We start from the raw sequence: 15,014 nt of genomic DNA, 5'->3' as shown, positions 1-15,014 counted from the left end.
GGCGTCGCGTTACCAGAGCTGCTCGCCCAGATCGGCGACCTTCTGACGCACCAGGGAGCCTTTGAGCGAGCCGACCGGCTTGCCGTCCACCGTTGCGCGGCACGAAAAGCGCAGGAAGTCGTCACGCAGGGAATCGACCCTGCTGTCAAAGACGACGACGTCGCCCGGCACGACGATCTTTGTGAAACGCGCCTTGACCGACCCGACCAGCGTGATCTCGTCATCCGCCAGACGCGCGGTGGACAGCTGAAAGAGAATAATGGCCGATTGGGCGATCGCTTGAATAAGGTGGCTTGCGGGGAAGACCGCCCGCTCCGGGAAATGCCCGGAAATCGCCTCGGTCTGACCTGATACCGCCATCAGCGTCGTCAGGAATTCACCCGGTTCGTAATCAAGCACCCGGTCCAGATAGACCATCGGATGGGTGTGCCTCAACCAGGTCTTGAGTTCGGTGAAGCCCATGGTCCGGTCGCCGGGGTTGCGGGTCTCGCTTGCCCCGGTCATTTCGCCGCCCTTCCGTCCGCCGGGACATCACGCAACCGCGCGATGAGCGCCATCAGGGTGCGGAGCGATGTGAAATTTTCCGGTACGAAATCCTGATTGGATATCTTTATGTCGAACTCGAATTCGCACTGTGCGCGCAACTCGCTGAACCCCAGGGAATCGAGCGCCAGTTTGTCGCGCAGACCGTCGTCAAGTCCGATTTCGGAACGTGGAAGGTCCACGAAGAGTTCGTCGATAAGAATTGTCTTTAGTGTGTTTTCCACGTCCATGCATGCCTCCTCGGCGAGAAGAAAGATCTTATCGATCAATCATGGTTATGTTGCCATGGTTATGTTGCCATCGAGCCCGTTTCTTGCCGTTTTTAAAGTATTGATCGGATTTGATGGATCCTCGTAGCCGAATGCTATTGCGCATAGCGGCGTAAGCTCGGCTGGGATGTTCAATACGTCTCGAAGGATGTGCGGGTATGATCTTATCGAAGCTTGCGTGCAGCTCTGTATTCCCCGAGACGTAAGGGCCAGGAGAAAGGTCTGAACCCAGATGCCGATATCAAGCGCGGCACCCACGCCGAAGGATTTGTCCATGCAGACAATCGCGGCATGCGGCGCATCGAAGAATGCGAAGTTCCGGGCATGGGCCCGACGTCGAGCCACGCGATCGGCGCGCTTGATTCCCATTTTATCGTACATTCCGATCGCGCAGGCGACCTGCAGATCATGATATTCGCCGGTGAACACCTCCATCGGATGTTCGATCGTCTCGTTCTCCTGGGCGTCGAACGCTCTTCCGAGCGCCATCGCAAGCCGATCCCGCGCCTCACCCGAAGCGAGATGGACACGCCATGGCTGTGCATTGCAGTTGCTCGGAGCGGTCTGCGCGAGGTCAAGGCATTCGCGCACAAGCTGGTCCGGGACCGGACGGTTGAGGAAGGCGCGCACCGAACGCCGTGTGCGCAAAAGTGTGTCGAGATCGTGATCGCTCATGCCGCCGCCTTCAGGATGTTGTGAAACAGCGCGTGATACGGGTCGGGCGCCGAGCGGAAGAAGAAATGTCCACCTGGCAGGACGTTGTTGGAAAAGGCCGATGACGAGTAGCCTTTCCATTCGTCCAAGGCCGCGACTTCGATGAGCGGGTCGTCGCGACCATTGATGATGTCGATCGGCACCGGGAGGGCCTTCATCGACGCGTAGGTCAGCTGGGCATTGAGATCAAGATCGGCCCGGACACGCTCGATCGCCATCGTCGCGAATGGCGACGTGTAGTCCGGCGGCAGGTCGATCACGCTCTGTTCGCGAATGTAGTCCCAGAGTTCGCCATCGGACAAGTTGATGAGCAGCGACGAGTATTTGCGGTGCGGGGGCATCCGCCCGGACAGGATCAGGCGTTCGGGCAACGCATGGCCACGGCTTTCCAATACATGGGCGATGTCCAGCGCAAGACCCGCGCCGAAGCTGTGGCCGTAGAAAACGCAGGGTCGATCCAGACGCAGAAGATCGGCGATCGTGGCCTCGACGATCTCCCCCACGGTGGTCGGCGCCGGTTCCGCGCAGCGTTCCTCGCGGCCCGGCATCTTCAGCGCCCAGACATCGATGATGCCCGCGAGGTTTTCGGCAAGCTCATGGAAGGCATAGGCGGACCCTCCACCATAAGGGAAGCAGACGAGCATCCGGCCGGTCGCCGCCTCCCCGCCGCGTGTCAGCGGCCTGATCCACTTGCCGGGCGGGTGTTGGTCGAGCACTGTCATCGCCTGCTCACCCGGTGATCTCGAACAGGCCGATGGACGGATGATACATGTGCGACGCCTTCATCGTCCGATGGGCCGGCGTCGCCGGATATGGAATGTCCATGGGTTCGGTGATCGTCAACGCCCCCTGCGCGCGCAGGGCCTGCCCAGCCAGCGTCATGTCATCGACCCTGAACGCCACATGGTACAGGCATGCCTCCACATCGAGCAGCAGCCGGCTGACGACGCTGTTGTCCCGGAAGGGTTCGACCAGTTCCACGATCTCGCCGACCGGTGAACGCAGCTTGGTGATATGGACGCCGAACGCCTCGATCGGTTGCGCATCCACGATCTTCTCGAACCCGAGCGCCTCGTAGAATGCCGCGGCCCGCGCCGCGTCGCGCGTGGCGTACGCGACGTGATCGATCGACCGAAAGACCTGTTCTGTCATGCGATCCTCACAGGCTGACCAGTGGCGCCATGTCCATTCCGCTCAGACTGCGGCTCGTGACCCGGTTCGTTTCGTGGGTATAGGTTCCGGCGACCTGAACGACGCCGAACTTGTCGAGGCTGTACTCCCCACCGAACTCCTTGACGAAGTCGGTATCGGGATAGACGCGCACGCGCCCAGGCACGTAACGGGCGACCAGGCCCAGCCGCATCTTGTCCTGTGTGGTGTTGGGGAGCGATGCATGCATGAGCATCGAGCGGAAAATGACGAACTGCCCAGCCTTCATTGTGATTGGAACCGCCGCCTTTTCGTCGGGGCTCCAATTCTTGTCCTTCTGGAGGTCCGTGTAGTCGTAACCCAGGAAGCCGCGCAGGTGGCCGCCCTTGATCCGCCCCTTATACGCCGCCGGATCATAGTCCATACCGAGGGACTCGTCGTAATTCATCGTCCGGTGCGACCCTGGGATGAACTGCATGCAGCCGTTGGCCTCGGTCGCGTCGGTGATGCCGGTCCAGACGTTGATCGCGCCGCCGAACTCCTCGTTCTCGGGCCAGAGCAACTGCGGTTTTCCCGACCCGTGACCGAACGTATCCGCCTGATGCCAGTCGGTCCCCGCGTCACCTGGATATTTCGGGATGAATTCGGTTCGCCAGCATATGACGTCCGGCCCAAGAATGCTGCGCACCCGATGGACGATTTCCTTGCGGAACACATGCCGCGTCAGCGCGTCGATATCGAGATGACGATCGTAATTCGTGATCGCGACTTCCGGAGGGGCGTCATATGGCGCATGGGTGCGATCGAAAAGCTGCGGCCTGACCTTACCATACATCTCCGCCACTTCATCCGGCTGATAAAGCGTGAAGGGTCCTATGTACCCATCCTCGTCGAATTTCTTCTTTTCTTCATCTGTCAGAGAAAAATTTTCCTGCGACATGGTGTTTCTCCGGAAGTTTCGGTATGGATGTTCATGACATCCCTGATTTTGTCGGTTTCTGGGCGTCTCTGATCGCAAGTCGATAGAAATCAATCCATTGCCCAACGGTGTGCAAAAGCATCAACCGCTTCAGGTCGGAACGAATTTCAAATGCGGCGTCGAGCATTGCTTGAGCGACGACGACGCTCAAGGATGAACCGCCAAGCGCGTAGATGCTGTCATCGGGGCTCAGCCGGCCACGCCCAAGAATATCGCCAAAGGTCGTCATGACCCGAGCGGCAAGAGGATCAGGCGATTGCGATGTCAAGATCGACGGTGATCCGGCGGTCAGCCCGGCGAGAAGACTTCGTCTGTCGAGCTTTCCGTTCACTGTAAACGGCAACGTCGGCACGATCTCCACCTGTGAGGGGATCATGTAATGCGGCAAGCTGCGGCTTAAGAAGCTCTGGATCGTCGTGATGTCAGGGGCCGCATGGCCTTGGTCAACAACAATGAAGCAAATGAGCCGGGTTTCGATGTCGTTCATCGAACTGGCCAGCACTGCACATTGCGCAACGGCCGCCATGGTCGTCAGCAGCCGTTCGATCTCGTCGATCTCGACGCGATAGCCCTTGACCTTGACCTGCGCATCGGCGCGGCCCTGGTAATGGAGCAGGCCACGTTCATCCTGCAGCACGATGTCGCCGGTCCGGTAGAACCGGCTGCCGTTGTGCTGCACGAACGCTTCACGGCTCTTTTCGGGGTCAAGATAGCCTGGGGACAGATTCCGTCCTCCCAGCCACAATTCGCCAGCATGGCCGGAGGGAAGTTCCGTCAGATCATCTCCCATCACCCTTGCGATCACATGGCCAAGCGGGCGGCCGATCGGCAGTGGCGCGCCCGACGCGAGGTCGTCCGGCCGTACGACATGCAGGGTCGAGAACACGGTATTTTCCGTCGGCCCATAACCATTTATGAGCGTCAATGCGGGATGGAGTTCCAGGGCGCGCGCGGCATGCGCCGGCTTCATGGTTTCGCCTCCCACGAACAACGTGCCGACGGCGTGCAACATCTCGGGTCGATGGGCGACGACGAGATGGAAAAGCGACGTGGTGAGGAGCAGCGTGTCGCAACCCGATCGCGATACGACCTCCGTCAACGTATCGGCGTCGAACGGCGAGGCGTTGAGAACGACGCTACCGCCCGTCAAGAGTGGTACCCACAATTCGAACAGCGCCGCATCAAAGCCGATCGACGAGTGATGCACGAACCTGCCGCCACCTTCGGGAAGCCATGTGCCGACGGATGCGACGAGGTTGTTCACCCCTTCGTGCGTGATCCGTACGCCTTTGGGCGTGCCTGTCGTGCCTGAGGTGAACATGATCGCAAGATCCAAGCCCCCCCCGGCGGACTGGGTGACGCTGCGGCGCTCCGTGGCATTGACGGCCAGCAGGCTACCGTTATCATCGAGGATGAGGACCGCGATCGCCGGCAGCTGCGGAATCCGCGCCTCGCCAAGCGACAAGATGTGAGAACAGCCAAGCATGTCCACCATCGCGCTGATCCGGTCGTCCGGGTTGACGGGGTCGATGGGGACATAAGCGATCTCCATGGCGCTACAGGCCAAGACGACCGCCACATAATCCACACAGCGTGTCGCCAAGATTGGTAAAATTTCGCCTCGGGAAAAGCCATACCGAGAAAGTTCGGCGCGCATTGCACGGACGCGGACGTCCAGATCTGTATAGCTGAGACGTTGATCTTTGTAGATTATGGCATCCCGTCCCCCAAATCTATTCGCATTGGAGGAGAACAATCTTCCCAATAGAGACATGAATTTTACTCCGCCTCAGTTACGAAGTATTCTTTCAATCTCTGATCTCATTATTCCATCGCCTAGCCAGTCGTAATGATTTCCGATCGGGTCGATAAACTTTTGGGAATTTATAAAATTCTCTGACAGTCTCATCGCTGCCGATGGGTTGACGATCTGATCATTTCCGCCAATCAATATGTGTGTATAAGCCTCGATGTTTGCAGCAATTTCTTCAGTATTGCACATTGAAAGGAATTTTATCGAGTTCAGGTAACGATCAAAGCTTTCAAAACTTGAAAAAGCCTTGGTCACTGGCGTTGATTCCTTATCAATACCTACTTTCATACTGTATAGAGAGTGAACCAAATCGAAAAATGCGCGAAATCCATCTGTATTCAGATGGGAAATCATTTTCCCGACGTCGCGCTCATATTGTGTTCTATCCAGATTATTATCTTCTGGAAAATATGCGCCATTAATTAGTATCAGGCGATTGCAATTTTTATTCAAATGTCTTGCGATTATCATCGCAGGTATAGCGGAAGAGCAAAACCCTATGACAGCAGCGATGGTTTTGTCGACAAATGTCGCATCAGTTTGACTGGCGGTGGCAAATCCAGAGTTTATTATAGACGATGCTCTGTCACAGATATTGGCATAAGATATTGGGTAATCCATGATAAGGTCACAGTTTACTATAATTATGAAATATTCATTTCCTATCCATTCGTATATGGATTTGTAAAAATCCTCACCACACCCGAGTGGCGTCAGTATAACTATAAGTTCATTCTTATTTTCTCGAGAATATTTCTCTCTGCGACTCTCTTCTGCTCCCAACATTTCTAATTGTCTCCTAATAATGGAAAATATTTTAGGAGAGAGAGCGGTAGTTATTGCGAATTCAGAAGGGTATTTTTTGTTGGTTTTTCAAAAAAATCTTTAATTGTTATATTCCTCCCTAGTTTCTGATTAATTTCAGAGACAATTTGAATTGCCGTGAGAGAATTTGCCCCATATTCGAATATATTTTCATTGAGTCCAATATCTTTTTTAAGAATAGATTTTACAATTTCATCTATGAAGAGTTCATCTGGAGATGGCATGTCTAAATCCTCCTAAAATCTGAGGTTTTGAACAGTTACCATGAATCCGCTCTAAGCAGATTTCGTCATCCACATCACCTTTACCTATTTTTGTTATTGCACTTATAATGTCAAGAGATAATTTTATTGCCAACAAATATATCATAGAGCCGCAAATTCATCCATATGTAACTGGGATTCTCGTCAGCATCGGTTCGTGATAATAATTCCATATTCAATTAATTGTGGGACCCTGATGAAAATCCTTCTCTTCGGGAACGTGGAAAAATCCTGTCCGGTCGCATGGAGTGGACAAGTCCATCGACCCGCCCTTAGTCGGCACTGTCTTGCGGCCGGAGCCGCTGCAATGGGGTGTCCGCTCTCGTCACCGGTCAATACTGTAGCCGATTCCTATCGGATGAGATAATCGGTGAGTCGATCTGTTGGAAAACTGGGTTGTGTCCCGCGAGGTGGTGTAGGTGTCAACCAGCAGCTGTGAATCGGCTTGGAAGCGGGACCCCTATCAGAACCAATGTAGCCCTTTATAAATGAATGAATTTTTCCCACCAAGGTGGGGTCCCAATCGACGCCGATTGGGACCCCACCTCAGCAGAGTTTTTCTCAACCACTTCAGATGATTGTGGTGCGTCGGTTTGGGGGTCCGGTTGGCTGCTGGTTCACAGTCTGGGTCGTGCGAGTCCAGAAAACGGTTCAATTCGGACCGGATTCCGGTGCTGCCAAGCACGGCTTCAGTCTAGCATCGCGCACGCTCTCACCGCAACTTCGGAGTAACAGGATGGCCAAGGCGCTCGAAAAATACAAAAAGGAATTCGCCATCCTCGACAGCAAGGCTCGCGACCTTTTGGAATCGCGAGTCAATGCCCTGACCAACATCGAAAAACTCTCTGACCTGATCTTGGAGGCGGCCAAGGAGATCGGTCGCCGGGTTCAGGTCCTGAGGGACGGGGGCGCGCCAGGAACGACGCTGAAGGACTTCAAGTCAGACAAGGACGTTGCCAGTATCCTGAAATACATCGCTAGCATCCAAAAGAACGCCGAGGTTGCGGTCAAGACCTACAACGACGTCCCGGCACCGGTCATTGCCATCATCAAGTCGCTCGATACGATCGAGACGGAGCTTTCCCAGGAAATCACCAACAGGAAGAAGAAGAAGGATCGGGTGATTTTCGCAATCGATTCGAAGTCGCTTCCGGATCTGGAAAAGCTGCATGATCAGGTCTCCAAGTCGTTGCGCGATCTGGTCGACGAAGAACCCGAGCTCAAGGACGTCATCAGTTTTCAGAGGCGCATCTTGGCGCTGACCGACCGCCGGATCGACGAGGAAATCGCACTCACGAAGGCCAGCCGAAAGGTGCGCGATCAGGAGGAGACCGACGACCGGGCGAAGGACATCCGAATTCTTCAAAGAAAGCTGGCCGAGTGCAAGAAGCTCTACGAGGCCATAAAGACGGACTGTGCCGACGCCAAGGCGAGCGATGGCGGGGACACCGCAAGGGCAGTCGCGCGCGCCCTCGACAACCACAAGGCATTGAAGGCGATCGTCGATAGCTATAACCGCCAGATGGCGTCCTATAACGACCTTCAACTGGAAAGGATCAAGCTGAGCAAGGATGGACTGAAGTTCCTCGCCGCCGTGGAGCAGTTGCGCAAGGGGTTGGAGGCGGCAGACGCGCTGGTGAAGACGGTAAGCTCCAAGGTGCGGGTCTGACCGGCGGACAGCCGTGGTCTATCGGGACGACGGCATGGAATTGACGAAAATGCGGGTATAGGAAATCGATCCAAAACAGATAAATCGACTGTGCGTGCGGAACGAAAGCTTCCGGGAAGGGTAATGGGAATGCAGGCCGTAATGTCAGCGATGACGACGTGCAGCTTCGGTGCCGCGCCGTCGACCCTCGTGGTGCTTCCCACCAACCGCGCGATGAATTCCAAGATGCCGGCGGCGAACATCATGGACCACGTCCCCTTTCTCAATGTCATGCCGTTCGGCATGTGCATGAGCATGGCCAACCCCGCGGTGGCGGCGGCCACCGCGGCGGCCCTCGGCGTGCTGACCCCCATGCCCTGCACGCCGATGACGGCAGCACCCTGGGTGCCGGGCTGTCCGGCCGTCCGGATCGGCAAGGTGCCGGCGCTCAACGGCGATTCGAAGTGCATGTGCTCCTTCGGCGGCGTTATTCAGATCACGATGCCCGGTCAGTTCACCGAAATGATCCCATGAGAACCGGTCTTCCGGGCGCTACCGGTCCTGCGGCTTCGGGGGCGGTATGGCAGCGGTCTCTTTCCCGCCCTCGGCGAAGGTGCGCAGCGGTTCCACTAGCACGCCCTGGTGATAGACGCCGCGCTGCATCACCATGCCGGATGGAAAGAAGCGTAGGAACTCCCCTTCCAGCAGCCCGTCCTTGAAGAATGCCTTCTCGCTGACCGCTCCCCCCTCGAAGAAGCCCGTCGCGGGGCCGTGCAGACGGTCCGCCGCATAGGTCTCCCGGCGCAGAACCGCGCCATGGGGGCTGTAGAAGACCGCCTCGCCGTCGCGTTTGCCGGCACGGTACTGCACCATTGCCGACACCGCGCCGTTGGCGGCGAAATAGACGGACAACCCTTCCAGGTCGCCACAGCGGTAGCTCATGCGGCAGATCAACCGCGCCTGCGTGTAGAAAGTCGATGTGCCGTGCAGAACGCCGTCCACATAGTCGGCCACCTGCACGATGTTGCCGTCGTCGTCATAGTGGCGTGTCTCGCCATGCATGGCGCCGCCACGCATGCGGGTACGCATCGCCGGCCGCCCGGTCTCTCCATAACGGATGAAATCGCCGTCAAACACCCCGTCCATCAGCCGCCCGGACTGAATGACACGCCCGTAAGCGTCGCGCTCCTCGACCTTGATCTCCGTCGGTCCACCGGCCTCGGTGGCGTCGGTTGAAGCCCCCATGTCCGTCATCTCAGTTCACCATCACCACGCCGCCTTTAAGCGTCAGCATGCCGCCACCGCTCACTTCCGCCGACGCCGCCCCCTTGACCGTGCTGGACAGGCCTTCGGCTGTCAGAGCCAGCCCCGCTTTCAGGTCCAGCGTCGTGCCGCCCTTGAGCGTGGCGCCCATGCCGGCGTCGATCTTCATGTTCGTGCCGGACGTCACGGTCGTCGCGGCGCCGGCCTTCACGTCGAGGGACGTGCCGGCCTTGATCCCGATGCCGGTCGCCGCTTGGATGCCGATGTCCGCCGAGGTCGCCGTCAGCTTGATCGACTTGCCGTTGATCACGATGTCGCCGGTCACGTCGATGGTCAGGTTGCCCTTGACCGTCAGCGCGTAGTTCTTGTCGACACTGTGCTCGAAGTCGGCGTCGTTGACGTGCGTCTCCTTGCCCTTGACCGACAGGTCGCGGGTGCCCCTCGAAACCGCATGGGTCTCGTTGCCTTCGGACACGGTGATCGAATGGTTGTTCCTGACCGTCAGTGTCCGGTCGTTCTTGACATCGATGGCGCTGTCGTTTTCGATCGTCTCGACCTCGTCATGCTTGACCAAGCGAGTCAGGTCGTGGAGGACCTTGATATTCATGTCCTTCTGGGCCTGGACGAAGATTTCCTCGTTGTCGGCCTTGTCCTCGAAGCGGATCTCGTTGAACTTACCCATGCCGTTCTTCGAGGTCTGCGTCTTGATGGTGCACTTCGTGGAATCGTCGGGCAGAGTATAGGGAACGGTCTGCTCGGCGTTGTAGACGGCACCGGTCACCAGCGGCCGGTCGGGGTCGCCGTCCAGGAAGGTGACCACGACTTCCTGCCCGACGCGCGGCAAGAACATGATGCCGTAGTTCTTGCCGGCCCAGCCCTGCGCGACCCGGACCCAGCAGGAGCTTTTCTCGTCGTTGGTGCCGAGCCGGTCCCAATGGAACTGCACCTTGATCCGCCCATACTTGTCGAGCCAGATCTCCTCGCCCGACTTGCCGACCACCTTGGCGGTCTGGGTCGAGTGGATCCGCGGCTTCCGCGCGGTGTTGAACGGGCGGAAAGGATGGGCGGAGGGGAACCCGGTGAAGGTCGTGACGAAACGGTTGGTCGCCCCCTCGATGCGCACGGAGTTCAGCACCATCTCCGCGTTGAGCGAATCCTTGCGGTGGCCGGAGATGGTGATCTTGGTGCCGGCTTCCAGCCCGCGGCAGCTCCCCCCACCGCGGATGCGTTGACCGGAGAAGGCCAGCGCCTGCTGACGCACCAGGGCGATCTGCTCGCCGTCGGCGGACACGGTGTGGCGCACCGCGTAGTCGTTCATCGTGCCGGTTCCCGATGTTCCCTCCGCCATGGCGTACAGGTCGGTCGACGGCGTCTCGAAGTGATAGCTGTCCACCCCGACGCTTTTGGTCGTCACCCGCCGCTCGACGCCGAGCTGGGTGAAAACGTTGTCCTCGTTGTCGTAGGCCTCGTGCCCGCGATACTCGTAGGCGGAGACCAGCGAACTCGTGGTGAACGCGCTATCGCCGTCGCCCAGAACCAGCCTGTGTTTGCCGTCGGCATGCTCGAAGAAATAGAAGATGCCTTCCTCTTCCAGCAGCCTGGCGATGAAGTTGTAGTCGGTCTCGCGGTACTGAACGCAATATTCGCGGGTGGGATAGGTACCGTTCAGCACCTTCTTGATGGTGCCGGCGGAGCCTATCACCGCCTCGACGATTTCCGGCACGGTCTTTTCCTGGAAGATGCGGCAATCGCCGGAATGGGTCAGCATCCACAGCCAGGGATGCAGTTCCGCCTCGTAATGCGCGGTGAAATCGCGGTCGTCGATGTGCGTCAGCTCGATGCGGCCGACGATGGCGTTGATGTAGCGTTTGGTGGTGCCGTCGCCCAGCGTCAGGGTCACCGTCACCGGCTTGCCGACGATCTGGTCGAAATCGATGTCGTCGTCCGACGAGATCATGGTCACCCGATAGGAGAAGAGCGACGAGAGCCGTTCCTCGCCCGCGATGTTGCGCAAGATCACCTTGTCGGGTCCTAACGGAGTCGAGATCGACAGGTGCTGTTGGGCCTGTGAGAAACGCTCGCTCATTCTTCCCTCGTGCAGCCTCTTCTCGTTCCGCGGCCGCTCGGGCGAGCGCCGGTTCCGCCGCTCCGGTGGCCGGGGCGACGGTCACGGTGAAACGCCCGTCGCTGTCGCAATCGACCCGGATCGCGCCCACCGGCCGGCCGGCGGCCACCTGGTCGAGGATCCGCATAGCCACTTCGGGCATCACGAACTCCGACAGCAGCGTGTCGATCATACGGGCGCCCGCATCGGAATGCGTGGCCCGCCGCACCACTGCATCGAGCGCCGCCCCGGCCTCGCGCTCCAGCCGCTCGGCGTCGCGGGCAGGCATCTGGTCCTCTCGCTCCAGCGCCTCGATGGCTTCGGGTTTGGAGGTGCGGGCTACCGCCACCCGCGCGCGGGCGGTGTCCAGCACGCTGATCGCCTTGTCGGGAAGCTGGCGCGCCGGGATGTGGCGGACCGACCGCTTCACCGCCGCGTTCAACTCGGTTTCGATCCGTGCCGCGTCAATTTCATATTGGCGCAGGATCCCGACCACGACGCCGCTGTTGGCGTGCAGGACATAGAGCAGAAGATGTTCGACCTCGACGTCGTAATCGGTGTCCGACACGCACGGCCCGGCTGCGCGTTCCAGCACCTTACGGCCGTCGCGGTCGAGCTTTCCGATCAGGGTCTTGATGTCGGCGGTCACGGAGTGCCCCCGATCGCGGGTGGAAGGGTGAGCCGGCCGGTTGTCCGGCTTGGCGTGTTGGGGAAGCGCAGCCAGGACGTCCAGCCGAGCAGGCTGCCGTTGCAAGCCGAGAGGCGGGTGTGCGGCACCATCGGCGGGCTCAGCACCAGGGAGATCTGGAAATCCATGCCCTCGCCGCTGTGGAAGCGGGCGAGCGCGCACAGTGTGGCGTGGTGGCGGCCGCTGGGCAGGAAGTCGCGGTACCGTTCCAGCGAGTCCACCTTCAGCTCGATCTCGTAGCAGGTCTGCTGGTCCCAGACGCGCCCTCCGATCACCACGTCCCGACCCAGCCGGTTGTTGCGTCCGCGCCGCCCGGCGCTGACGACGGTCGTCGCCTCTTCGCCCAGCGGAAGCCAGCGGCCGACGAACCCCTTGACCCGCGTCTCCACCTGGAAGATGGCGCCGATCATCGTTTCCAGCCCGGCGGCCGAGCGCACCCGGCAGGACAGAATGCCGGAAAAGGCCAGCAGCATGCGGTCCGGCGCACCCGGCAGCCGCTCTTCCAGGGAGGCGGTGCCGATGCCCACCAGGGAACGCAGCGCCCGCGCCAACAGCGATCGCTCTGGATCGCGCTCCAGCAACGGCAGGCTGCCCTGCCGCGTCCGGTAGAGGATCGATATCATACGGTGGTTGAAGATGTCGTAGAAGGCGGCGCCCGCCGTGTCGCGGCGTGCCACGCGCTCCAGCATCATCTCGGTGGCGACATAGGGCAGAGGGCCTCCCGCCCCGCCCAGCCCCAGCACCGGCGAGCGCACGACCCCGCGCCCGTCCTCATCCCGCCGCGCCGACACCACGTCGCTGGCTGGAAAGGCGAGGGTGGCGTCGTGTTCGATGCGCACGGCCTCGCGATCGGGGTCGATGCCCGCCCCCAGAGGCTCGCGGTCCGGTGCGGCGCGTTCCAGCAACGCGATGGCCTGGAACAGGTCGAACCCCCAGGGCCCGGCCTCCAGCGCCTCGATCAAAGGACGGGCTGATTGCCTGCCAGGCGTGGCCATGTCTTCCAGATCCCTCCTCGTTGCACCGAGCGGAGCCGGAGCTGGGCGAAGGCGTTGACGTTGACGTAGAGGCCGAGGAAGCGGCTCAGCACGCCGCCGAACACCAGCGGGCTCGCCCCCACGAAATTGCGCTCGTCGATGTCCAGGGTCAGCTCCAGCCCACGCACGAAGCCGCGCCAGGCATCCTGGCCGATGCGGTGCAGAACGGGCCGCGACGACAGCGCGTTCAGGCCGCGCAGCTGATTCTGCGCCGTTGCCTCTTCCTGCGCATAGAGCCCGAGGATGGCCTGGAGCGCCCGCAACCCTTCCGGATCGCCCGTCAGGCTGAGGTGGTTGATCGACAGGTGCGAGACCAGCTTCCACGCCGACATGCCGCTGATCGGGGCGGGACGGCCGGCGGCCGGCTTGTTGAGGCAGCGGATGGCGGCGATGGGCGCCGCCTCCTCGATCATCAGCACCGCACCGGCCGGCATCTGCTCCGCCAGACCGCGGTTGGTGCACGCAACCCGCACCAGCAGCGTTTCGTCCGCCGGCTCCGCCGGATTGAGGTCGAGGTGGTGCAGGCCGAGATAGACGTCGGTGCCCGGCATGTCCTCGCGCTGGGTCGGCTCGCGCGTTGCCAGCCAGAAGCCGCGCGGGTCGGCATCGGCGCTGGCATGCTGAAAGGAGAACAGGGGCACATAGGTCCGGCGCGCGCCGTCGGCGTCGCGCATGCCGGTGACCTCCAGCACCGAGTGGATCTCGGTGGTCCGCTCGCGCATGGCGTCGGCCACCACGCGGTAGGAGGTGTGCTTGTGGTTGAGCCGCACCGGCTCGGCCGAGCGCGTGAACAGGTTGACGATCGGTGTGCAGCCCAGCCGGAAACAGTCGCGGCGCACCGTCAGCCGGTTGGGCAATGGGCGCGATACCAGGATCAGCACCTCCACCACGGTTCCTGACAGCCGGCCTTGCGGCAGCGCCAGGTCATAGAAGTCGAACTTCTGCGGGAACTCGAAATATTCCCGCAGCAGGCCGTAGGCCGGCTGGGCATGCCGCGGATGCGGCAGTACGCTCTGGTCGGGTTCGAAGCCGACGGGGCGGATCAGATCGTCGCCGCGCATCCGCACCGGCGGCTTGCCGGGCGTCAGGTAGACGATTTCCACCGTGCCGCACAGCAGCAACTCGTGCAGCGCCGCATTCAGCACCGGCTCGCCGTTGAGGAACAGCCTCAGGCTTTCGACCGGCAGGTTCTCGAAAACCTGATTGCGGGTTTCCAGCCGCAGGCGCAGGACCGAGGCCGCCTCGCCGCCGTCGATGAAGTCGTAACGCTCGGTTGGCTCCACCGCGGCCTCGGTCAGCGCCAGCGGCCACAGGGTCACATCGTAGGCCGTGCGGAAGCGGCAGCGCGCCGATCCTTCCGCCAGCGCGTGCAGCGCCGTGCCGCGGGGCACGGTGAAGCCGTCGGTGAGCTGGCCGTTGCCCGGCGCCGGTTCCATCTGGGCGATGCCCATGGGCGGCACGGGCGCCACCAGCTGCGGGTGGAGGATGCCCAGCAACGCCTCGGTGAAGCGCGGAAACTCGCGGTCGAGGTTGAGTTGCAGACGTCCGGTCAGGAAAGCGAAGGACTCGATCAGCCGTTCGACGTTGGGATCGGCCGCCTGGTCGGGGCCGAGCGCCAGACGCCGGGCGATCTTCGGGTAGCTGCGTGCGAACGCCTCGCCCGCCCGGCGGACGTACAGCAATTCGCGCTCATAATGTTCGAGGAGATCCTCGCGCCGCATG

The 15,014-nt window shown here is 60.4% G+C and carries 15 protein-coding genes and 1 pseudogene; 2 read left to right on the top strand and 14 right to left on the bottom strand.

Features of this window, described 5'->3' with window-relative positions:
- Positions 1-9 precede the first annotated feature (9 nt).
- From AZL_RS16385 to AZL_RS34390, 9 genes are read right to left on the bottom strand one after another with little or no spacing between them, the layout of a single operon-like run.
- Positions 10-504, bottom strand: coding sequence for a 3-hydroxyacyl-ACP dehydratase FabZ family protein (locus AZL_RS16385; protein WP_012975615.1), 495 nt, complete (start codon positions 502-504; stop codon positions 10-12).
- Positions 501-773 carry an acyl carrier protein gene (locus AZL_RS16380; protein ID WP_012975614.1) on the bottom strand — a complete coding sequence of 91 codons (273 nt, stop codon included), beginning with the start codon at positions 771-773 and terminating at the stop codon, positions 501-503. Before AZL_RS16380 ends, AZL_RS16385 begins: the two co-directional genes overlap by 4 nt.
- Before the next feature lie 45 nt (positions 774-818).
- Positions 819-1,487, bottom strand: coding sequence for a nitroreductase (locus tag AZL_RS34400; RefSeq protein ID WP_012975613.1), 669 nt, complete (start codon positions 1,485-1,487; stop codon positions 819-821).
- On the bottom strand, positions 1,484-2,248 hold the full coding sequence (locus AZL_RS16370) for a thioesterase II family protein (protein WP_012975612.1): 765 nt from the start codon (positions 2,246-2,248) through the stop codon (positions 1,484-1,486). The genes AZL_RS34400 and AZL_RS16370 overlap by 4 nt, the downstream gene beginning before the upstream one ends.
- Before the next feature lie 7 nt (positions 2,249-2,255).
- Positions 2,256-2,678: a VOC family protein gene (locus AZL_RS16365; RefSeq protein WP_012975611.1), complete on the bottom strand. Its 423-nt coding sequence runs from the start codon at positions 2,676-2,678 to the stop codon at positions 2,256-2,258.
- Positions 2,679-2,685: 7 nt separating this feature from the next.
- Positions 2,686-3,615 (bottom strand): chlorinating enzyme, encoded by a 930-nt coding sequence (locus tag AZL_RS16360; RefSeq protein WP_012975610.1) that lies wholly within the window; start codon positions 3,613-3,615, stop codon positions 2,686-2,688.
- A 31-nt stretch (positions 3,616-3,646) separates the two neighbouring features.
- On the bottom strand, positions 3,647-5,428 hold the full coding sequence (locus AZL_RS16355) for a non-ribosomal peptide synthetase (RefSeq protein WP_012975609.1): 1,782 nt from the start codon (positions 5,426-5,428) through the stop codon (positions 3,647-3,649).
- Between the two features lie 15 nt (positions 5,429-5,443).
- A complete protein-coding gene (locus AZL_RS34395) occupies positions 5,444-6,253 on the bottom strand; it encodes a coronamic acid synthetase (protein ID WP_148219445.1) in 810 nt (269 codons plus the stop codon).
- A 50-nt stretch (positions 6,254-6,303) separates the two neighbouring features.
- Positions 6,304-6,516: an acyl carrier protein gene (locus AZL_RS34390; protein WP_086935416.1), complete on the bottom strand. Its 213-nt coding sequence runs from the start codon at positions 6,514-6,516 to the stop codon at positions 6,304-6,306.
- A 775-nt stretch (positions 6,517-7,291) separates the two neighbouring features.
- On the opposite strand from AZL_RS34390, the gene AZL_RS16350 reads away from it, so the two are divergent.
- Positions 7,292-8,224, top strand: coding sequence for a hypothetical protein (locus tag AZL_RS16350; protein WP_042444075.1), 933 nt, complete (start codon positions 7,292-7,294; stop codon positions 8,222-8,224).
- Between the two features lie 123 nt (positions 8,225-8,347).
- Positions 8,348-8,737, top strand: a complete 390-nt coding sequence (locus AZL_RS16345; protein ID WP_012975606.1) for a DUF4280 domain-containing protein — start codon at positions 8,348-8,350, stop codon at positions 8,735-8,737.
- A gap of 18 nt (positions 8,738-8,755) precedes the next feature.
- Here AZL_RS16345 and AZL_RS33485 read toward each other — a convergent pair whose 3' ends face one another.
- The 5 genes and pseudogenes from AZL_RS33485 to tssF form a co-directional block, all read right to left on the bottom strand.
- Positions 8,756-9,448 (bottom strand): toxin-antitoxin system YwqK family antitoxin, encoded by a 693-nt coding sequence (locus tag AZL_RS33485; RefSeq protein ID WP_148219444.1) that lies wholly within the window; start codon positions 9,446-9,448, stop codon positions 8,756-8,758.
- Positions 9,449-9,458: 10 nt separating this feature from the next.
- On the bottom strand, positions 9,459-11,552 hold the full coding sequence (locus AZL_RS16335; RefSeq protein ID WP_012975604.1) for a type VI secretion system Vgr family protein: 2,094 nt from the start codon (positions 11,550-11,552) through the stop codon (positions 9,459-9,461).
- Positions 11,553-11,877: 325 nt separating this feature from the next.
- A pseudogene (locus AZL_RS37010) lies at positions 11,878-12,000 on the bottom strand (hypothetical protein); the annotation flags it as partial.
- Between the two features lie 215 nt (positions 12,001-12,215).
- The gene (gene tssG / locus AZL_RS16330) at positions 12,216-13,253 is read right to left on the bottom strand and encodes a type VI secretion system baseplate subunit TssG (protein ID WP_012975602.1); all 1,038 of its coding nucleotides are present in this window, start codon (positions 13,251-13,253) and stop codon (positions 12,216-12,218) included.
- Positions 13,217-15,013: a type VI secretion system baseplate subunit TssF gene (gene tssF / locus AZL_RS16325; RefSeq protein ID WP_012975601.1), complete on the bottom strand. Its 1,797-nt coding sequence runs from the start codon at positions 15,011-15,013 to the stop codon at positions 13,217-13,219. Before tssF ends, tssG begins: the two co-directional genes overlap by 37 nt.
- Position 15,014: the final 1 nt, after the last annotated feature.

The sequence above is a fragment of the Azospirillum sp. B510 genome, from assembly GCF_000010725.1.
In the GTDB taxonomy this organism is placed as follows: Bacteria; Pseudomonadota; Alphaproteobacteria; order Azospirillales; family Azospirillaceae; genus Azospirillum; species Azospirillum lipoferum_B.
The sequence above is the reverse complement of the archived record's forward strand: the minus strand, read 5'-3'. Positions and strand labels throughout refer to the sequence as shown.